11 protein-coding genes are annotated in these 20,924 nt (G+C 66.2%); 10 read left to right on the top strand and 1 reads right to left on the bottom strand.

The genetic code is table 11. The annotated features are described in order from the left end of the window. Positions 1 to 2 precede the first annotated feature (2 nt). From MLD63_RS00395 to dusA, 4 genes are all read left to right on the top strand, one after another. Positions 3 to 2,339: an aldehyde dehydrogenase family protein gene (locus tag MLD63_RS00395; RefSeq protein ID WP_255327858.1), complete on the top strand. Its 2,337-nt coding sequence runs from the start codon at positions 3 to 5 to the stop codon at positions 2,337 to 2,339. A gap of 327 nt (positions 2,340 to 2,666) precedes the next feature. Beyond that, positions 2,667 to 10,835 carry an OmpA family protein gene (locus MLD63_RS00390; RefSeq protein WP_255327857.1) on the top strand — a complete coding sequence of 2,723 codons (8,169 nt, stop codon included), beginning with the start codon at positions 2,667 to 2,669 and terminating at the stop codon, positions 10,833 to 10,835. A 1-nt stretch (position 10,836) separates the two neighbouring features. Then, entirely contained in the window at positions 10,837 to 14,178 is a 3,342-nt protein-coding gene (locus tag MLD63_RS00385) for a hypothetical protein (RefSeq protein ID WP_255327856.1), read from the top strand. A gap of 77 nt (positions 14,179 to 14,255) precedes the next feature. Continuing rightward, on the top strand, positions 14,256 to 15,269 hold the full coding sequence (gene dusA, locus MLD63_RS00380) for a tRNA dihydrouridine(20/20a) synthase DusA (protein WP_255327855.1): 1,014 nt from the start codon (positions 14,256 to 14,258) through the stop codon (positions 15,267 to 15,269). On the opposite strand, the gene mazG is transcribed toward dusA, so the two are convergent. Continuing rightward, positions 15,266 to 16,090 (bottom strand): nucleoside triphosphate pyrophosphohydrolase, encoded by an 825-nt coding sequence (mazG, locus tag MLD63_RS00375; protein ID WP_255327853.1) that lies wholly within the window; start codon positions 16,088 to 16,090, stop codon positions 15,266 to 15,268. The two genes, dusA and mazG, sit on opposite strands and share 4 nt — an antisense overlap. A 182-nt stretch (positions 16,091 to 16,272) precedes the next feature. Between mazG and yajC the strand changes: the two genes are divergently transcribed. The 6 genes from yajC to ccmB are packed head-to-tail and all read left to right on the top strand — an operon-like array spanning position 16,273 to position 20,921. Further along, positions 16,273 to 16,605: a preprotein translocase subunit YajC gene (gene yajC / locus MLD63_RS00370; protein WP_255327852.1), complete on the top strand. Its 333-nt coding sequence runs from the start codon at positions 16,273 to 16,275 to the stop codon at positions 16,603 to 16,605. A gap of 14 nt (positions 16,606 to 16,619) precedes the next feature. Next, entirely contained in the window at positions 16,620 to 18,287 is a 1,668-nt protein-coding gene (gene secD, locus MLD63_RS00365; protein ID WP_255327851.1) for a protein translocase subunit SecD, read from the top strand. A gap of 1 nt (position 18,288) precedes the next feature. Next, a complete protein-coding gene (secF, locus tag MLD63_RS00360) occupies positions 18,289 to 19,263 on the top strand; it encodes a protein translocase subunit SecF (protein ID WP_255327850.1) in 975 nt (324 codons plus the stop codon). Then, positions 19,263 to 19,616 (top strand): Mth938-like domain-containing protein, encoded by a 354-nt coding sequence (locus MLD63_RS00355; protein ID WP_439957599.1) that lies wholly within the window; start codon positions 19,263 to 19,265, stop codon positions 19,614 to 19,616. Before secF ends, MLD63_RS00355 begins: the two co-directional genes overlap by 1 nt. A 22-nt stretch (positions 19,617 to 19,638) precedes the next feature. Then, positions 19,639 to 20,268, top strand: coding sequence for a heme ABC exporter ATP-binding protein CcmA (ccmA, locus tag MLD63_RS00350; protein ID WP_255327848.1), 630 nt, complete (start codon positions 19,639 to 19,641; stop codon positions 20,266 to 20,268). Further along, positions 20,265 to 20,921 carry a heme exporter protein CcmB gene (ccmB, locus tag MLD63_RS00345; protein WP_255327847.1) on the top strand — a complete coding sequence of 219 codons (657 nt, stop codon included), beginning with the start codon at positions 20,265 to 20,267 and terminating at the stop codon, positions 20,919 to 20,921. Before ccmA ends, ccmB begins: the two co-directional genes overlap by 4 nt. The last annotated feature ends 3 nt before the right edge of the window (positions 20,922 to 20,924 follow it).

The following is a 20,924-nucleotide window of genomic DNA, read 5'->3' as shown; positions in this document are numbered from 1 at the left end:
ACATGCCGAGCGTGAGCGAGATCATGGACAACCTGGATTACGGCCCATCGGTCGAGGACAGCGGCGCGGTCCGCGACTGGCTAAAGCAGCGCGGCCCGTTCGGTCATTTCATCGGTGGCACCTTCGCGAAGCCGGGCGAGACATTCACGGTCCGCGATCCGGCGACGGGCGATCTGCTGGCCGAGGTCTCGCAGGGGACAGCGGCGGATGTGGCCGCAGCTGTGAAGGCCGCGCGGAAGGCACAACGGGGTTGGGCGGGCCTCAGCGGATCCGAGCGCGCGCGATATCTCTACGCCATCGCGCGCCACGTCCAGAAGCGCGAGCGCTTCCTGTCGGTGCTGGAGACGCTCGACAACGGCAAGCCGATCCGCGAGTCCCGCGACATCGACGTGCCCCTGGTCGCGCGGCACTTCTATCACCACGCCGGATGGGCAGAGCTTCGCGACGCCGAATTTCCGGGTCACCAGCCGCTGGGGGTCTGCGGCCAGATCATCCCGTGGAACTTCCCGCTGCTGATGCTGGCCTGGAAGATCGCGCCCGCGCTCGCCGCAGGCAACTCGGTCGTCTTGAAGCCCGCCGAATACACCCCCCTCACCGCATTGGCCTTTGCCGAGATCTGTCGCGACGTCGGCCTGCCTGCTGGCGTGGTCAACATCGTGTCCGGCGACGGTGCGACCGGCGCGGCCCTGGTCGCCGCGGATGTGGACAAGATCGCCTTCACCGGCTCGACCGAGGTCGGTCGCGGCATTGCCCGCACCCTGGCGGGGACGAAGGTCAAGTTGACGCTGGAGCTGGGCGGCAAGTCGCCTTTCGTGGTGATGGAGGACGCGGATCTTGATGCCGCGGTCGAGGGCGTGGTGGACTCGATCTGGTTCAATCAGGGACAGGTCTGCTGCGCGGGCTCGCGTATTCTTGTGGCAGAGGCGGTCGCGCCCCGGTTCGGGGCGCTGCTGACCGCGCGGATGGCACGGATGCGGATGGGCCAGCCGCTAGACAAGTCGACCGATGTCGGCGCCATCGTCGATCCGATCCAGAAGGCGCGAATCATCGACATCTGCGCGCAGGCGACCGATGCGGGTGCCGAACTGGTCGGTGGACAGCCGGGCGAGGGCTGTTTCATAGCGCCTGGCTATCTGAGGAACATCGGCCCCGCCAACCCCGGCATGGTTCAGGAGATCTTTGGGCCGATCGCCACGCTGTCGACTTTCCGTGCGGCGGACGAGGCGGTGGAACTGGCCAACAACACCCGCTACGGACTGGCCGCCAGCGTCTGGTCGGAAAGCGCCGCCGTCGCGACCGATATCGCGGCCCGGATCAAGGCGGGCGTGGTCTGGATCAACTGCGCCAACCTTTTCGACGCCGGCGCGCCCTTTGGCGGCTATCGCGAGAGCGGCTTTGGACGCGAGGGCGGGTTCGTGGGGATGCTGGACTATCTCGCACCGCCCGCGCCGAAGCCTGCGAAGATCACCACGCCAACCGCGCCCGTCCCGGCACCAGGCGCCGGCAACGCGCAGGATGGCATCGACCGGACCGCCAAGCTTTATATCGGCGGCGCGCAAAAACGCCCCGATGGCGGACAAAGCTATGCGGTGCCCGGCGGGCTGGCGCCCTTCGGCAACCGCAAGGATATTCGAAACGCGGTCGAGGCCGCTGGCAAGGCCGCGCCGAAATGGGGCGCGATGGGCGGACATGCCCGTGCGCAGGTGCTGTATTTCCTGGCCGAGAACTTGTCGCAGCGCCGCGATGCGCTGGTGGCGCGAACCAGCCGGGCCGAGGCGGATGCGGCCATCGCACGCGCCTTCCACTATGCCGCTTGGGCCGACAAGTTCGACGGCCGCAACGTGCAGACGAAGACCGGGCATCTGGTGAACGTCGTCCCAGAGCCCTACGGCATCGTGGGCATCACCTGTCCGAATGAGGCGCCTTTGGCCGGGCTGATGTCGTTGGTGATGCCCGCGATCGCGATGGGGAATGTGGTCGTCGCTATCGCTTCGCAAGACGACCCAATGCCGGCACTGGATCTGTATCAGATCCTCGACACCTCTGACGTGCCGGGCGGGGTCGTCAACATCGTCACAGGACCGCGCGACGAACTGGCGAAGACGCTCGCCGCACATGACGACGTCGTGGCGATGTGGCATGCGGGCGATGCCGAAAGCCTGCAGACGGTCGAGACGGCGGCGGGCGGCAACCTGAAGCCGGTCTGGCCCGTAACGCCGCGTGACTGGACAGCGGCGGATGCCCAGGGTCGCATGATGCTGGACCATGCGGTCCAGTGGAAGACGATCTGGCTGCCCTATGGCGCCCTTCCCGCGGGTGCCGGTGGCGCCGCTTACTGAGACAGCGAATCGCTCAGGAAGGTTGAAGACGCTTTCAGGTCAGCAAGTTTACGGAATAGCCGTTTATCGCTGATGGGTCGGTACGATGCCCCGCAAAATTTGATTTGCTTTGCGAATCGGCCCGCGTGTGATTTTCAGAATCACCCCCTTCTCCTGCCGCTTGACCATGCGGTCCACCATTGCCGCTTGTTTTCAAGAAATTTATTTACTACCTCCGCCACTTTCCTGAGTAATTGAAAAGCCAGATCATGGTTTTAAAAACTATGTTTATTATTTCTTATATGCTAAACAAATGATCGGCGGTTCAGCGATCGATCGAGTTTAGCCATGCCTTTTCCAGACGGCACGCCGCTCGGCGACATCCTTGGTGACGAGGGGGCGTCGGGTTTTCGCGACATCGCGCGCATGTTCACGACCGAAGGCGTCACCTCGACGTCTTTCACAGGTGGGACTCAGCACAGCGGCACGCTGAAATCACTGCAGACCGATCCGATCCAACTCGGCTTCGGTGAGCTGGAACTGCCCGGCATCACGGCCGGCACGCCGTTCAGGCTGGCCATGTTCGACAGCCCCGAAGGCCGCTGGCATCTTGATCTTGTGCTGAACGGCATCAGCCTGAAGCTGCACGACCTGCACGGCGCCGATTTCGTCAAGGAAACGGGTACGACGCCGCGGCGTCTGATCCGTCGGCAGACCGACACCGCCGTGGTGATCTCGGGCGAGGCGACGATCCGCTTTGCCAAGGCGTCGGCCAGCGATCCCGTCGCGCTGCTGTTTGTCGAAAATCGCTCGGCCGCCGATCCGCTTGCCGACACCGGCGCGGTGGTCAGCCTGCGCTGCTCGCCGCCCCATTTCTTTTTGGGCTCGTCAGAATTCGGAATGACCCTGACGCAGATCCTGTTCGATGCGTCGGACACGGTCTCACCGCCCTTCATCACCAATCTCGGGCAGGGGCCCGACTGGGTCGGCTTCGCGATTGCCGAGGCGACTGTCTATGCGCCGCCGAACGCGTTGGGACAGGGCGGTTTTTCCGGCGGGGTGCGCAATCTGCTTCTGGGATCGCCACGCGGCGTGCAGGGCGAGTTCGAGGTCCAGTGGGGCCGCGCACCGCTGGACCCCGCCACCTTCGTCTTTACGCAAGACGGCCAGACGCCCGTCGGCGCAACGGGTGGCGGGAATGAACGGCTGGTCGCGATCACGGCGGGTCAGGACGATCAGGTGCAGATGGCTGTAGGCTTCGCCGCCGCCGCCCCGCCCGAGGGGGGGACCGACACCGACTGGCAGGCGACATGGCGCTGGCCGGACGGAAGCGAGACCACCGGCGACAATTCCGCGGGGCAGGTGGGTCATGGCCAGATCCTGCGGGTGATCCCGGAAGAACATGTCCCCGGGCGCCCCATCATCCGCCACCCCGAGATCAGCTTCCGCTTTATTGCAGCGGGCGAAATCCCCGAGATCGACGTGATCACCGCGGGCACCTCGGTCGTGAACGCGATCCATGTCGCGGGGCCCGCAGCCGATATCGCGGCGCTGTCCTTTCGCGCACGCTCGACCGCACCGACGGCGGGGACGTTTCGCTGGAAGATGGGCGCGAACGGCGCTGTTCAGACGGGCGTGTCCTGTACCGTGCCGCCGGCCGAGATTGCGGGCGACGACTTTCTGGTCCTGACCGAGACGGATGGCAGCGGACATGCCCGCGTCGCCCGGTTGCGGGTTCAGGTGGCCGAGGGCCAGCCGTTGCTGATCGGCGGCGAGGACGGGGTGGTCGCGGCCAGCGCGCCGACCGCGCCGCTGACCCCCGCGGCGGTCGAGGGCACCTATGACCTGCCTGACTTCCATGCCCGCGCCCATTATCGCCCGGTCCTCGACACGGCGCTTCTTGACGGGACGATCCCTGAGAAAGTCGCCGTGCCGGACGGAACGCTGGCCATCGTCACGCTGGAATCGGGTGCGGTCCCCCCTTCGGTCGACCATGATCGGCACGTCCAGATCCTGTTCGAATTCGCGACCGGCGTGGCGCGCCGCTGGGGTGATCTGCGACCGGTGGCGAGCCCCGCGGGCGGCAGCGCCTCGGACCTGCACCGGCAGCTTCTGGCCTGGGCTGCGAATTATCCCGGCGCCGATTTCCTCGTCGTCGGGCGCTGCGACGATCTGGGCGACGACGCCCTGAACCAGACGCTGGCGCGCACGCGGCGTGATACGGCGGTCAACTTTCTCACCAGCGCCGCAGGTGGCGGTGCGCCCGCGCCCTTGGCGCTGGCGCGCGTCACCGGTTGGGGTGAGCAGGACGGCCAGCCCGGCAGCGTCGCCACAAGCCCGCTCGATGACGAGGAGCGCACGGCGCAGCGCCTGATCCTCGCCACCGACGACACCACCGGCGACGACCTGACCGATCGCACGGGATGGCCCGATAAACGCGACACGGCACACGCCGCCGAGCGCGTTCGCGAAAGCTTCCGCCGGGTGGACATCTACGCCGTCGGCGGCACACCCGCCGCCGCCGCTGTGCGTCAGGTGCTGGATCCCGGCCGCGCGCCGGATCTACGCCGCATGTCGATGCCGGGCGAGACTGTGGACCCGGTGCCCGCAATTACCTCGACCCCCAAATCCGATTACCGCATCCGCCTGATGGGCGGCTGGGACAAGCCGACCGGCGAGGGGGCGAAGGACCTGATTCCGTCCAAGGCCGAGTTCGAGTTCGCCTGGTCACCGCAGGACGATCCGCTGCCGCCGCTGGGGGGGCAGCCCGTCGATCTGGGAACAGAGGTGCTGACCATCTATGGCGGCTGGCGGCATGAGGACGCGACCGGCTTCACCCGCACGCAGCTTGGCATCCGATCGGACGGTGCCCCGGACGGGCTGTTCCCGCCGCTGGAACAACCGAACCTTGTCGCCGCGCTGGCACTGGGGCCGGTTCTGCTGTCGGGCGTCGATTCCGATACCGACACGGTCGAGAAGGCCGCGCGGATCACCGCGTTGGCCGCCGGGGCGGGCTTCGCCTCGGTCCTGCTGAAGGACGGCTCGAACGCGACCTTCAAGAAAATCGAGGCTTCGGCTGAAATCGGCAATCTCGACCGGCCCGGCGACGCCTATACCGTCGCGTTGACCAGTGATTATTCGACCCGGCTGCATGTCGATACCGGCGTGCTGGGCCTTTCTACCGATCCCGACCGCCCGGTGAAGCTGCGCTACAAGGACGTCAGCATCCGTTTCGATTCCACGAAAAGCGATTTCTGGGACCAGGTGGCGATCGGCTATCCGACCGACGCAATCTCTATCGAGGACCCCGGCAAGTGGAAGATCGACGGCGTGCTGGGCAAGCTTCTGCGCGCGGTGGAAACCGCGCTGGGCACAGGCAGCATCTGGATCGAGACGCGCTTTGCCTTCGCGCTGACCATCGGTGTCGTCGAGATCTCTGAAGCCGTGATCCGCGTCACCTTTGACGGGGCGAGCCCGATCCCCGCGTTCTCGCTGCGCGGCCTCACCGCGAAGGTGGACATTCCCAACACCCTGAAGGGCGAGGGTCGCCTGCGGATCGAGGATCCGGGCGGCGTCATCAAGGCTGGCGTCGATATCGAGGTGATCCCGCTGAAGCTGAAGGCCTCGGCCGCTTTCGCGATGGCCAGCTTCACCACGCCCGAGCCTTATACCTTCATCAACCTCTTCGCCAAGGTGCAGTTTCCGGGCGGCATCCCGCTTGGACCTTCGGGCTGTGCGATCCACGGCTTCATCGGGCAGACCGTCATCAACGGCGAACGCGACATTCTGGAGACCACGCCCGTCGATATCGTGAAGCGCGAGATCGGCTGGTGGATGAAGCCGCCCGAGGACAAGTACAGTCCGCGCAAGGATCAGCACGCATTGGGCCTGGGCGTGGTGATTGGAACGCTGCCCGACGCTTCCTTCTCGATGTCGGCGCAGGGGATGGTCGTGGTGGCCTTCCCCGACCCCGAGGTGATCTTGGGCGTCGAGGTCAACCTGCTGTCGGTGCCCGACAAGACCTCCAAGGAAAAGGGTGGTGATCAGAACGCGGCGATCATCGGCATGGTGGTGATCGACGACACCGCAGTCTCGCTGGCCGTCGCCGCGCGCTATTCGATCCCGAAGATCCTTGAACTCAAGGCGCCGTTCTCGGCCTATTTCCCCTATTCCGGCAACGGCATCTACGTGCGCATCGGCTCGGACGGGCAGATGGGCCGCGCGGGCGAGCCGGTGACGCTGACGCTGCTGCCCTCGACCTTGGACCTCAAGGCGTTCTCTTATCTGATGATCGAGCAGGACGGGCTGCCCAATCTGGGCGGCGACCCGCGGTTTTCCTTCGACGGCTTTTCGGTCGGTTTTGGCGCGGGCGCGGCGCTGGAATGGAAGGCCGGGCCGATCCGGCTGTCGGCTTCGGTCCTGCTGCTGGCGGGCTTCGGGACCAACCCGATCCTGATCAAGGCCGGGATCTTCGTGAAGGGAGAACTGGATCTGGTCGTCGTCTCTGTCTCGGCGCGCGGCGACATCGTGCTGACCTATCAGAACGGCAATGTCTCGCTGGATGGCGAGTTCTGCGGCAAGGTGGACCTGTTCTTCTTCTCGGTCGAAGGCTGCGTGAAGTTCCACATCGGCAGCAACCCGGCCCTGACCCCGCCGGCGCCGCCCCCGCCCGCAATGTCGGTCGTGCTGACCGACCGGGGCGGCCGGATCATGGGTGAGGCGCTGGACGAGGCGAAGATCGCCGCCGGACAGACGCTGAAGGCACTGCCGATCTTCCAGATGACCGAGGTCGACGGGGTGATGCAGAACACCGGCGCCGACCCCAAGGACAACCACACAATCTGGGCCGATACCGCGCCGGTCATCAACTTCGCGCATTACGTCAAGGACGCGATCCCCGCGGGCCAGCAGTTCGACCCGACCGCGCAACCCTCGGGCGAGATCTGGTTCGGCTCGAACCGGCTGAAATACACCTACCGTCTGGACAATGTGCGGCTGGTCCACGTGGCCAATGGGGCCGAGGTCGCAGGGGTCAACCCGCTGAAAAGCGCATGGGTTCGCTCGCCCGCGCGGCAGGCGGGCAGCGGCGGGCCGCAGGCACCCTCGGGGGCCGAGGTCAGCGCGCTGAAGTTGCTGGACTGGCAGCCGTGGGACTGGGCGCTTCCGATGTCCGACGGCGGTGCCTCGGCACCCGGTGATCCGGCCGGGACGATCGTCAAGCTTTGTGAACCGCTGCCCCAACCCGCGCGCGCCTGCCTTTACGGCAAGGATGCGCGCGGCGCCGGACCCGACCGCATCCGCATCCTGCACGAAACCCCGCCGCCGGGTCCTTACCCAAGCCGGTTCACGCTGGCCGGGCGTCCAGGGCTGCGTATCGGCGCCACAATCCTTCAGGGGCCAGCCCTCACGGCGCTGATCGCGCAAACCGGCGGGATGGTCCTGCCGGGCGCGGTCGTCGATCTGCCCCAACCCGTGGCCGGACCGACCGGCCCGCTGATGCGCGGCTATCGTCTGCCCGAGGCGCAGACGGCACGGGACGGCACGGTGATGCGGACAGCACTGCCCTGGCTTGCAAGCCTTGATCGGACAATCCGGCGTGGCCGGCTGCTGCTGATGGTCTGCGACGGCACAGCGCGCCGTCCGGCAAGCGATGCACGGCAATGTTATGACTTCGCCGGCTTGTCGGTCGGCAAGGAGTTTGCGGCGTTGGACGTGCCTGGATTCAGCCTGAAGGCCTTGGACCCTGCGCGGCCCTTCCTCGTCACGGACGAAGTCGATCTGTCTCAAGGGGGGGCCGTCATCGGGGCCGACAGCCGTCCGGACATTCGCATCACTGCACCCGGCCTGATCGTGGAGCCGCGCGCGCCGGCCCGCGAGATCGAATTGCACCTGTTCCGCCATGAAGCGCGGCCCTTCGACGTGAAGTGGACAGACAGGCAGGGCGAAAGCCGCAGCCTGTCCGATCCGGGCGATGAAAAGGGGTCGGTGACGCTGCGCCTGGAGTCCGATGGCGACATCGCCGAGATCGTCATCGCCACCCGCGCCAAACGCCTGCATCTCTACCGCATCTGCGTCTTGGGCGCGGACAAGGGTCAGCAATGCGTCGATTTTCGTGGGGCGAAGAAGGATCAGGTCGCTTCGGGTCGCTTCAGCCATGGCGGCCACAGCTTCACCGTGCTGAATCGTGATTTCGGCTTGCGGCTGGTCGACTGGGTCGATGCAGCCGCGAACCCGCCCCGGCGTGGTCAGGATGGCGGACCCGAACTGCAGTTCCCCGACAAGGGTGTCGAGATCGTTCCGGACGCGCCGCTGTCGTCGATCTCCATTGGAATTTTCAGCGGTGCCGGTCCTGTGTCAGCGAGCGCCTTTGACGCAAGTGGCGCGATGATTGCGCGGGTCGAGGACGAGGCGCGCGATCCGGTCGACCTGCATCTGAGCGCGCCGGGTATTGCGCGGGTCATCGTCACGGGCGGAAACAATGAAGCGATCATCTTCCGCTTGTGTCACGCCACCGATCTCGGGGGCGAGACGTGCCACGATTTCCGCGAGATCAGCGCCCGCCCGGTCGGCAAGCTTCTGGTCGGTGACACGGTCCTGGTGCCAGCGCAGCGCGGTCAGATGCTGGAGGTGATGGACGTTATCGGCGGCGACGATACAGTCACGACCCAGCCGGACGGCAGGCTTGAGCTGCTGATCCCGTCTGGTGGCCTGATCATGACACCCGATGCGCCGCAATCGCGGATGACCCTCTACGTCGCGACGCTGGGCGGTGAGCGTGTCGAGGCCAAGGCCTTTGATGCGCGAGGCAATACGATCGCCACGGCGACGGGCGGAGGTTCGGTCGAGGCTCTGTCGCGGCTGGAACAGGTCGGCGAGGGGATCGCGCGGATCGAGCTTCACGCGGGCGAGAAATCCTTCCTCACGCAGTTCTGCACCGGCACCAAGGGCGGCCCGGCCGACGCATCAGGTTTGCCACGGGTCGTCACGGGTCAGGGCGAGTCGCGCCGTGACTGGTCGCCCCAGGTGATCGGGACAATTCCGTCTTCGCGGGGCGGATCGTGCCGCATCGTCGCCTATGATCAGCCGGAAACCCTGAAGGACGCAGACGGCTTCGACATCGTGACGCCCGCGGGCCTTCGCACCACGCTGCTGTCGCTCTGCGGTGTCGATACAAGCGCGGACCTGTCGCGTGACGAGGATGCAGAGGCGCAGCAAGGCCTTGGCGATGATGTGGGTGCGTCCGCGACCGGCGAGGTCGCGGTGATCGCGCGCGAAATCCTGCTGGATCCCGGTACCGACTACCGGGTCGAGATCGACTGGTCGTGGCAGGCCTGGACTTCGAACGAGGACGGCACCGACAGCCCGCCCGCGACGCCGCCCGAAACCGTCCCGGGGTCCTCGCCGCCCGTTTCCGCCTGGAAGGCAGGGCCACGGCAGAACTTCCGCTTCCGCGTCGCCGCCGAGGATCTGGTCGGAGGCGAAACTCAGGACGGGCTGAACGAATACAAGTTCGACCCGCGCGATATCGCCCGCTACCTGTCGCGCACGGAACCGGCCGATGGGCGCGACGTGGTGTTCACGGACGATCCGTTATGGGTCCATTTCGACACAGGCCATGTCGAGGCGTTGGCGGACCGTTATGGTCGCAAGCTGGACCTGTGGGTGCGCCGCACCGATCCGCCGCCGCAGCCGAACCAGGCGGCGATGGACCTGATCGTATTCCCGCAATTGCTGGAGATGTTCTGGCTGAAGGCGCCGGCATCGACGCAGAGTGTGGCGGAACAGCGCATCAATGACGCGATCCTTGCCGCACCCTGTCTGCCCGACGGACCTGCGGTCGGTGGCGCGTCGCTGGGCGCCCGGTTCAAGTTGGAGCCGAACGCGATGTACGACTTCAACCTGATCGCGCCGAAGAAGGCGCCGGCGGGGTCCGACCCGGTGATCGTCAATCCGACACGATTCAAGACCTCGCGCTACGCCAATCCGGCCGAGATGATGCGCGCGCTTGGTTTCGCGACATCGGGCACTGCACCGATCGCGCCGACAGAGATGATCTTGGCCGATGCGGCGGTGCTGCCGGCGGGTCCAATGCAGGTTTCGGATAAGGCGATGGGCGATGCGCTGGTGGCAATCGGCGCGGACACGCTGTCGCTGCCAGGCGAGACCGGGCGCACCATCGCGCTGTGGCGACATCTCGGTGGCGGCACATTCGGCGTCGCGGGCGTCCTGATCGATGCGCCCGAACCGCTGCGGCGTGAACGCGCGGTCCTGCAGGGTCAGCAGGCGGTCGATTCCATCCGCTGTGAGCCTGATCGAATCACGCTGGGCGGGGGCACGTTCCTGCCGGTCTGCGCGACGCTGAACTGGACCCGAGTGCTCTTCGTCGCCCCCAGCCCGGTGACTCCCACCGATGCCGCGCCGATGAGTTTCCGCCTGAAGGTGGCGCCGGGTGGAACACTGACCGGGCGGCGAATCATCAACGCGCGCCCTGTCATGCTGGATACGGAAGGCTTCTGACATGGTGACGATCGTTCCGCCGACTCTGCTGAACCTTGCCGGAATTCCGGCCGCGACCTTCGAGCCTCATATCCAGCCGGGCAATCATCTGCGGGTCGGCCATAATCCGGTCCTCGGCCTTCCGGTCGCACCGTTCATCCTGCAGCGGGCGCGCCTGTCCGAGCGGTTGCCGGACAATTTCGCGCCACGTCGTGATATCGTATTCCGCAACGCCCGGGATGAGATCCTGACCCTGCCGATCACGGTCGAGAAGGGTGACGAAATCCGCGCCACGATCGTTCAGGGCGCGGGCCTTTCCTGCATCTTCGTCGGGATGATGTCGCGCGCAGCCGACAAGCCCCAGCCCGGTCCGGTCCGTGTGCCGGTCCCGACACGACCCGTCGTTGGTCCACGGATCACGAGACCTGTGAACCGTGACGGCGGCACGCTTGCCCGCCTCGACACGCGCAGCCTGCGTGACATGCTGGTGGACCGGCTTGCACAGTTGCGCGAGGCGCCGACCGAGACGGGCGATCTGCGGATGCGGGTCTACGGCCCGTCGGTCGGGCTGGGACCGACCTTGGTGGGTGAGCGGCGGGCCGCGCCCTATACGATCGGCGCTCCGGCGATCACCGAGGTGCTGGTCACCGGACGCGGCATCATCACCGACATGGCCTGGATCGCGGCGCAGGACGTCGTCGACCTGTCCTGGGATACGATCGATGTCCTGAATCTGCCCCGTACGTCGGGTCTGCGCTATCTGTCGTTGATCGATCCGGTGGGCCGCGCTGAAAACAGGATGCGGCGTCAGGCGCCAAACCGCCGCCCGTTGCAGGAAACCCAAGGGGCAACCCAGCCCGGGGCCGCACCGGGGTTCAGCGATACCGAGGAAAGCGAGCGGGTCCACGCGCTGGCAAACCCTCTCGACCGTGATCTCGACGCGCTGATCGATGGGCCGGACCTGCCATTTCTCGCGTCAGAGACGGTCCAGGTGACCGATGCTGCCGGACGTCCGCTGGCGACGGCGCCGGGCGAACAGAGCGAGGTGACAATCGGCCATCTCGCCCGCGTCATGCAGGGCAGCCTTGATCCCGGTGTTGCGGGATGGCTGGGGTTTAAGGGTCTGGATCAGAAGATGGATCTGATCGACGGTCTGACCTTCTACCGGGTGATCGGCTTCTTCCGTCATCCGCAATCCATCGGCGTGCCGCCCGACCGCCTTCTGAGCCTTCCGATCAATGTGATCGCGCAAAGCGATCGTCAGATGTCGGCGCCCGTCGTCTTCCGCACCTTCGTGAAGCTTGCCGGAAACTACCTTCGCGATGAGGGTGAGGAGCTGAGGGGCGAACTGGCGCCGGCCAGCGATTACATGATGATGGGCGCGATCTGTGCGGTCGATGGCCGCGCCATCCCTGAACCGCCGGCGCCGCCCCAGATCCTGACACCCGAGCATGTTTCATGGCTGCCGGCATTGCCGCCGCAAGCGGTGCGCGAGATCGAGTGTCCGTTAAAGGGCGTGCTGGTCGGCGCGACGCTGGCCGCGGAACGTGAACAGCCTGCCGCCGGGTTCGAGACAATCAATCGCCGGGTGGAAGGCACGGTCTGGCACATTCCACTGGCCCTTGGACTGACCGGGCAGAACGACAACCAGCCGCTTGCCGAACAGGACGGGAGGCAAGGGTTTGTTGCCGACCGGACGGCAGGCGCGGAAGCGGCGCGCTATCACATCGCGCAGCAGGACCGCTTCGGTCGCTGGTCTGGCTTTGCCATTCAGAACGCGGCGCCCGGGCCGCGGCCCAAGCCACCGCGGCCGGTCGTGCAGGGAAGCTATCGCCAACCCGGGCCGGCCGATGCGGCGACGGTGGGCGGCACCTTTCATCTGCGTGTACCATTGCCTGAGAATGAAAGCCTCGCCCCCGGGTCCTTCTCGCTGTCGCATGTCAGGCTTCATTTCCGCCACCACGGTGTCGATTCGCCGGGCGTCGAGGTGGCAATGGCCGATATCGACGCCGCCGTCGGCACCGCCATCGCGATCGAGGTCCCACCCCCGGGCGAGGTGGCGCGCCGCGCCGTCCCGGTCACGCTGACCGGACCCATCCTCGCCCCGACCGAACAGCGACGGATGGTCATCACGGCGGAATGGATCGACAGCGCCGGCCAGGCTTCGGCCACGTCAGAGCCTCTCCGCCTGCGGATGACCGATCCACGCCCGCCCGCGCAGATGCCGATCCCGGACGTCCTGCTTTATTCCTCGCGTCCCGACGCGACGGGGCTCGCCTGGGTCGAACGCAGCTGGACCGCTCCGGTAACGAACGCGCCGATCTATGCCGCCTATTATACGGACGAGAATCGCCTGCTCGCCTGGCTGAGCGATCAGGGGCGAGCGGTCGAGGCGGGGCAGATCGCGGCGATCACCGATCGGGCCGCACGGGCTGGGCGCTTCCGTGCCATCCAGGCGGACTTTCCGGATCACCTGTTTGAACGATTGCCGACCGCCATCGACGCCCCGAACCCGACGACGCGCAGGCTGAGCCATGCGTTGTCCGGGTCGAGCCGTGTGCTCAATGCCTACAAGATCGCGACCGAGGCACCGGGAAGCGGTGCGCGCCCCGTGCTGCGCGACCTCGACATGGTCTTTTACGGCGTGCCGAACTCTGACCCGCCGCCCAGGCCCTCCGTCTCTGTCCGGCTTGTCCCGCCACAGGCTGGAGAGCCCGATCTGGTGGTCGAGGTTACGGTCACCGCAGAAATCGGTACGACGCGGGGCGAGCGCGCGCGAATCTATCGCACCCGCGGCACTGCCCCCGATCCGCTGAACGCCCCACTGGTGGCCAGTCTGCCACTGCCTGCGCCTGATCCGATCACCGGACGGCAGATTCTAATCTTCCGCGACGCGGGCGCGGCCGACATCGCGCCCGCCGCGCGGCTCAGCGCATTTGCCCGCTACCAATGGCGGGCGGAGGTTCAGGGCGCGCCGGAATCCGGCTCGACCGTACCGGGGATGTGGAGCCGTCCGTCCGATCCTGCGGGTCTTGCGACGATCCCTTTGCCCGGCCCCGTCGCCCCAAGCTTCGATGGCTTTGGCGGTACTGCCGTCGCCGGCGGCACGCAGGACCTGACGCTCGCCTTCTCGCATCCCGGTGATCTTCGGCCAACACCCTTCGGAAACTGGCGGATCGAGATCCTGCGCGCACCACCCGGCGAAGCCTTCGGACTGATGGCCGACGCGCCGATTCTTGAACTGCCCCTTGTGATCGGCGACCCGGCCGCCGATGGCTTCACGCCGCTCGCCACGCAGTTCAAGGCGACCCTTTACGATCCGCTTGGGCGCGCTGCACCACCGGTGACGATGGTTTCGACCTGACGCCACGCGCGTTGCCGCGCGACCAGCGATGGTGTAGAGCGTCGCGCTTTCAGATCGCAGGATCGGACGCGCAGGCGATGAAACAGGCCGATATCCCCTCGGAGACCAGCACGGCGCAGGACGCCGCGCGGCTGTCGGTCGCCCCGATGATGGACTGGACGGACCGGCATTGCCGCGGTTTTCACCGTCTCATGTCCCGTCGCGTGCTGCTTTATACCGAAATGGTGACGGCGCCCGCGATCATTCACGGCGATCGGGCGCGGCTTCTGGATTACGACGCCGCCGAACATCCGGTGGCGCTGCAACTGGGCGGGTCCGACCCGGCCGAGTTGCGCGCGGCCGTCCGCATCGCGCGGGATTGGGGCTATGACGAAATCAACCTGAATGTCGGTTGTCCCAGTGATCGGGTTCAATCCGGATGCTTCGGCGCAGTGCTGATGAAGACGCCGGAACTGGTCGCCGATTGCGTGGCGAGCATGATCGCGGAAAGTGATGTTCAGGTGACGGTCAAGTGTCGCATCGGCGTCGACGATCAGGCCCCGGCCGAGGTGCTGCCGAGCTTCATCGCCACGATGCGCGATGCCGGTGTCCGCCGCATTGCCATCCACGCCCGCAAGGCATGGCTGCAGGGTCTGTCACCGCGTGAGAACCGCGAGGTGCCGCCGCTGGACTATCCGCTGGTCCACGCGATGAAGGCGGAATTTCCCGGCCTGCATCTGTCCGTGAACGGCGGGATCGAAACCCTCGATCAAGCGCGCGACCATCTGCAGGTGATGGACGGGGTGATGCTGGGGCGGGCGGCGTACCATCGCCCCTGGGACATTCTGGGCGATGCGGATTCGCTTTGGGGCGAAGTCGCGCGGTTCAAGAGCCCCCATGCGGTGGCCGAGGCGATGCGCGACAGGGTCGCCGCGCATCTCGCGATCGGTGGGCGGATGCATCAGATCACGCGGCACATGCTGGGCCTGTTTCACGGGCGCCCCGGCGCGCGGGGCTGGAAGCAGATCCTGTCGCAGGCGGGATCGTCTGGCACCCTCGCGGATTACGACCGTGCGCTGGCGGCCGTGTCGGAACCTGCAATCGTCAGCTAGCCTGCACGCTCGGCGGCTTTCGCCGCGTCCCACAATGCATCCATCTCTGCCAGATCGCTGTCCTCGGGACGGCGGCCGTCCTTGGCCAGCGACGCCTCGATCGCGCGGAAGCGGCGGGTGAACTTGGCGTTGGCCGCACGCAGGGCCTGTTCCGGATCGATCTTCAGGTGGCGGGCAAGGTTCGCCATCACGAACATCAGGTCGCCGAATTCTTCTTCCAGCGCGTCGGGGCCAAGCGTGTCGCGCGCCTCGACCAATTCCGCGCTTTCCTCGGCGATCTTGGCGATCACGTCTTCGGGACCGGGCCAGTCGAATCCGACGCGCGCAGCACGGTTCTGCAGCTTGATCGCGCGGGTCAGCGCCGGCAGACCAAGAGCCACGCCGTCCAGCACCCCTTTTTCGGCTTTCGCTGCACGTTCCTGCGCTTTGATCGCCTCCCAATCCTTCACCTGCTGTTCGGCGGACTTGTCGCGCGACTCGGTACCGAAGACATGCGGATGACGATCGACCAGCTTGTCAGCGATCGCGCGGGCGACCGTGGCGAAATCGAACATGCCCGCCTCGTCCGCCATCTGCGCGTGGAACACGACCTGCAACAACAGATCGCCCAACTCACCCGGCAACTCGTCCCAGGCCTTGCGGTCGATCGCGTCGACGACCTCGTGCGCTTCCTCGATCGTGTAGGGCGCGATCGAGGCGAAATCCTGTTCGATGTCCCAGGGGCAGCCGGTTTCGGGATCACGCAGGGCTGCCATGATGCCGATCAGACGGGCAATCTGGTCTTGCGCCTCGGTCTGTGCCGGGTGGTCGGGATCGTCCATCGCGCGCCTCGTGTGTTCCGGTCAGGCTCGTCAGGTGCCACAACGCCGTGATCCTGTCCATGCCGCCGCCTGACGCAGGGTCCCGCTTTCTTGCCAATGCTGGCCCTTACGATTAGGTTCTGCGCGAATTGCGGATCGCCCGGCCGGGCGGTCCCCGCCGCTTTGCCAGAAAAGGACCGCCGATGTTCGTGACACCCGCCTATGCCCAGGCCGCCGGAGGCGCAGGCGCCGCCGGAGCGTTCGCCCAGTTCATCCCGCTGATCCTGATCTTCGCGATCATGTATTTCTTGATGATCCGTCCGCAGCAGAAGCGGCTCAAGGAACATCGCGCGATGGTCGCCGCGGTGAAGAAAGGTGACAACGTCATCACGCAGGGCGGGATCTTCGGCAAGGTGGTCTCGGTCCGCGACGACGAACTGGAAGTCGAGATCGCGCAGGGCGTCCGCGTCCGCGTCGTCCGCTCGACGCTGTCGCAGGTTCTGTCGAAGACCGCGCCCGTCGCCGCCAACAGCTGACAAGGCGCGCATCCATGCTGCATATCGATCGCTGGAAACGCATCCTGATCATCGGGCTCTGCGTTCTGGGGCTGGCCTGGGCCATGCCGAACCTGTTCTACAAACGGGTCGAGGCCCATAACGACGCGGTCGCCGCGATCGAAGCCGCTGGCGGGTCCGCGACGCCAGAACAGCAGGCCGCGGAAGCCGGCTGGCCGGGCTGGCTGCCTTCGGATCTGGTCAATCTGGGTCTGGACCTGCGCGGCGGCGCGCATCTGCTGGCCGAGGTCAACACGACCGAGGTCTACAAGTCGCGCATGGATGCGATGTGGCCGGAGATCCGCCAGAGGCTTGCCGACCAGCGCGCGACCATCGGCAGCATCCGTCGTGTCGAGGCGCCCGAAGGTGTGCTGCGCATCGAAATCGAGCAGCCTGACCAGATCGCCGCCGCGGTCTCGGCGGTTCGCGAACTGGCGACACCTGTCGCCTCGCTGACCGGGGCGGGGTCGAGCGACATCGAGGTCTCCGCCGAGGGTCGGACCCTGACGGTTCAACTGTCTGATGCCGAGAAGCGCGCGACCGATGATCGCACCGTCCAGCAATCTCTTGAAATCGTGCGCCGCCGCGTGGACGAGGTGGGCACGCGTGAGCCGACGATCCTGCGTCAGGGCTCCGACCGGATCCTGATCCAGGTGCCCGGGATCGGTTCTGCGGGTGAACTGAAGGCGCTGATCGGCACCACCGCGAAACTGACCTTCAACCCGGTCGTAGCGACGGGCAGCGACCCGCAGTCCAGTGCCGGCGTGGGCAACGTGATCCTGCCCGATACCGAGAATCCGGATTTCTATTACACGCTGGAAGAAACGCCCGTCGTGACCGGCGAGGAGCTGACGAACGCGGTTCCGGGCACTGATCAGAACGGACAGCCTGCGGTCGATTTCACCTTCAACCCGTCGGGCGCGCGGAAGTTCGGCGCCTACACCTCGGCCAATGTCGGCCAGCCCTTTGCCATCGTGCTTGATGACGAGGTGGTGTCGGCGCCTGTGATCCGGCAGGCGATCACCACCGGGTCGGGGCAGATTTCCGGCTCGATGGATTTCGACGGCGCGAACCGGCTTGCGGTTCTGCTGAGGGCGGGCGCCTTGCCAGCCGAGCTGACCTTCCTTGAAGAACGGACCATCGGTCCCGAACTCGGTCAGGACAGCATCGATGCTGGCCGGATCGCCTCGCTTGTCGGCTTGCTTGCCGTGATCGGTTTGATGGTCGCGTCATACGGATTGTTCGGGGTCTTCGCCTCGGTGGCGCTGCTGATCAACCTCGGGCTGATCTTCGGTGTCCTGTCGGCGATCGGCGCCACACTGACATTGCCTGGCATCGCCGGGATCGTTTTGACCATCGGCATGGCGGTCGATGCCAACGTGCTGGTCTTCGAGCGGATCCGAGAGGAACTGCGAACCGCGCGCGGCCCGGCCCGTGCCATCGAACGCGGGTACGAGAACGCGATGTCGGCCATCGTGGACGCGAACATCACCACGCTTATCATTGCGGGCATCCTGTTCATGCTGGGCTCGGGCCCGGTCAAGGGCTTCGCGGTCACGCTGTCGATCGGGATCATCACCTCGGTCTTCACCGCGATCTGGGTGACGCGTCTTCTGATGATCACGTGGTTCGAGCGCCGCCGCCCCAAGACGATCGAGGTTTGACATGGCGTTCCGCCTGAAGCTGGTCCCCGAAAAGACCAATATCGACTTCTTCCGCTGGCAGTTCCTGACCTTCGGCCTGTCCACCTTCCTGGCGCTGGCTTCGATCGTCGTGCTGTTCCTGAACGGTCTGAACTTCGGCATCGACTTCCGCGGCGGCACCACGATCCGCACCGAGTCGACGCAGAGCGTGGATGTCGGCGCCTATCGCGAGGCGCTGCAACCGCTGAATTTGGGCGATGTCGCGATCACCGAGGTGTTCGATCCGACCTTCGGACCAGAACAGAACGTGGCGCAGGTCCGCATCTCGGCCCAGGACGGCGCCGAGGCCGTGACGCCTGAAACCGTGAACGCGGTCGAGGCGGCGCTGCAGGAGGTCGATCCGTCGATCACCTTCCCATCGGTCGAATCGGTGGGACCCAAGGTGTCTGGTGAGTTGGTGATGACGGCGGTCTACGCCGTCGCCGCCTCGCTGGCCGCGATCTCGTTCTACATCTGGCTGCGCTTCGAGTGGCAGTTCGCGATGGGCGCCCTGGTGTCGCTGGTCCACGATGTCCTGATCACGATGGGCGTCTTCGCCCTGTTCCAGATCAAGTTCGACCTGACCACGATCGCGGCACTGCTGACCATCCTCGGCTATTCGATCAACGACACCGTCGTTGTCTTCGACCGGCTTCGTGAAAACCTGATGAAGTACAAGAAGATGCCGCTGCGCGAGGTGATGAACCTGTCGGTGAACGAGACTCTGTCTCGGACGGTGATGACGTCGGGAACCACGCTGATCGCGCTGATCGCGCTGCTGGTCCTTGGTGGCGACGTGATCCGTGGCTTCGTCTTCGCGATCACCTTCGGGATCGTCATCGGCACCTATTCCTCGGTCTATGTCGCCAAGAACGTGGTGTTGTGGCTGGGCGTCAAGCGCGACTGGTCCAAGCAACCGACCGATGAGGTCGCGGCTCAGTTCCGCGACGCCCCCTGATGGCGATGAAGCCCACCGATTTCGATGGTGCGGTTCCCGTCGATGGCTACGGTCCGGGCTTCTTCCGGGTCGCGGGCGAGGTGCATCAGGGCGCGGTGCTGGTGACGCAGAACGGCGCCGCCGACTGGGGCGGCTACGCGGACCACGATCCGCTTCTGGCACTGGCGGGATCGGTCGACGTGCTGTTCATCGGCACCGGGGCCGAAGTGGCACGCCCGGACAAGGCGCTGGTCGCAGCGCTGGAAGAGGCGGGCCTGATGGTCGAGGCGATGGCGTCGCCCACCGCCGCGCGGACCTACAACGTCACCTTGTCCGAAGGGCGCAGGGTTGCCTGCGCGCTGCTGCCGGTATGAGCCGCGTCGCGCACGGGTCCGTATGAGCCTGCTTTCCGTCCAAGATCTTGCCGTCGCGCGCGGCGGGATCAGGGCGGTCGAGGGTGTCACCTTCGCGGTAAGTCAGGGCGAAGCCCTGATCCTGCGAGGTCCGAACGGTGTCGGCAAGACGACGCTTCTGCGCACGCTTGCCGGTCTGCAGCCGCCCGTCGCCGGAACGATCGAGGCCGAGCCCGACGCCATCGCCTATGCCGCCCATGCCGACGGATTGAAGGGTGCGCTGAGCGTGGCCGAGAACCTGCGCTTCTGGGCGCGAATCTTCGGGCGGGACAAGATCGATGCGTCGCTGTCAGCGATGAACCTGACCGACCTCGCCGAAAGACCGGCGGCGCATCTTTCGGCCGGACAGAAGCGGCGTCTGGGGCTGGCGCGTCTGCTGGTGACGGGGCGAAAGGTCTGGGCGCTGGACGAGCCGACGGTTTCGCTGGACACGGCCTCGGTCGGGCTTTTCGCATCGTCATTGCGGGCGCATCTGGCGCAGGGCGGGGCGGCAATCATCGCGACCCACATCGACCTTGGCCTGCCGGAAGCTCGAATGCTCGACCTGTCCGATTTGCGCGCACAGCCGGGCCGAGCCGCGCGCCCCGCCGGTTTCAACGAGGCGTTCGCGTGATCGCCCTGTTCGCCCGTGACATTCGGCTGGCGACGCGTGCCGGCGGAGGCTTTGGCTTGGGTCTTGGTTTCTTCCTGATCCTCTGCACGTTGGTGCCATTCGGCGTGGGGCCATCCGGCGCAACCTTGGCCCTGATCGCGCCGGGCATCCTCTGGGTCGGCGCGCTGCTGGCCTGCCTGCTGTCGCTGGACCGCATCTTCGCGCTGGATCACGAAGATGGCAGCCTCGATCTTCTCGCAACCGCGCCGATCCCGCTGGAAGGGGTCGTGGTCATCAAGGCCGCCGCCCACTGGATCACGACGGGCCTGCCGTTGGTCGTTGCCGCACCGATCTTTGGTCTGCTGCTGCATCTTCCGGCGATCGCGATGCCCTGGCTGGTCGCCGCGCTGCTGATCGGAACGCCCGCGCTGTCGTTATTGGGCGCCTTCGGGGCTGCCCTGACGGTGGGCCTGCGTCGGGGCGGGCTGCTGCTATCGCTGCTGGTCCTGCCGCTTTACATTCCGACGTTGCTGTTCGGCGCCGAGGTCGTCCGGCGCGGGATGGTCGACGCGGCTCCGCTTACGCCGCTGGCCTTCCTGGGTGCGATCACCCTGCTGTCCTGCGCGTTGGTTCCCTTCGCTGGTGCCGCCGTGCTGCGCGTCAATCTCCGGTGATCG

Origin of the sequence: Paracoccus albicereus, assembly GCF_024359525.1 — a bacterium.
GTDB classification, from domain to species: Bacteria; Pseudomonadota; Alphaproteobacteria; order Rhodobacterales; family Rhodobacteraceae; genus Paracoccus; species Paracoccus albicereus.
The sequence above is the reverse complement of the archived record's forward strand: the minus strand, read 5'-3'. Positions and strand labels throughout refer to the sequence as shown.

Excerpts from the sequence above, each read along its gene's own strand:
- MLD63_RS00355 (WP_439957599.1), top strand. The coding sequence starts at position 19,263 with ATGGCGATGAAGCCCACCGATTTCGATGGTGCGGTTCCCGTCGATGGC.
- secD (WP_255327851.1), top strand. The coding sequence starts at position 16,620 with ATGCTGCATATCGATCGCTGGAAACGCATCCTGATCATCGGGCTCTGC.
- MLD63_RS00395 (WP_255327858.1), top strand. The coding sequence starts at position 3 with ATGCCGAGCGTGAGCGAGATCATGGACAACCTGGATTACGGCCCATCG.
- MLD63_RS00390 (WP_255327857.1), top strand. The coding sequence starts at position 2,667 with ATGCCTTTTCCAGACGGCACGCCGCTCGGCGACATCCTTGGTGACGAG.
- secF (WP_255327850.1), top strand. The coding sequence starts at position 18,289 with ATGGCGTTCCGCCTGAAGCTGGTCCCCGAAAAGACCAATATCGACTTC.
- MLD63_RS00385 (WP_255327856.1), top strand. The coding sequence starts at position 10,837 with ATGGTGACGATCGTTCCGCCGACTCTGCTGAACCTTGCCGGAATTCCG.
- mazG (WP_255327853.1), bottom strand. The coding sequence starts at position 16,090 with ATGGACGATCCCGACCACCCGGCACAGACCGAGGCGCAAGACCAGATT.
- dusA (WP_255327855.1), top strand. The coding sequence starts at position 14,256 with ATGAAACAGGCCGATATCCCCTCGGAGACCAGCACGGCGCAGGACGCC.
- yajC (WP_255327852.1), top strand. The coding sequence starts at position 16,273 with ATGTTCGTGACACCCGCCTATGCCCAGGCCGCCGGAGGCGCAGGCGCC.
- ccmA (WP_255327848.1), top strand. The coding sequence starts at position 19,639 with ATGAGCCTGCTTTCCGTCCAAGATCTTGCCGTCGCGCGCGGCGGGATC.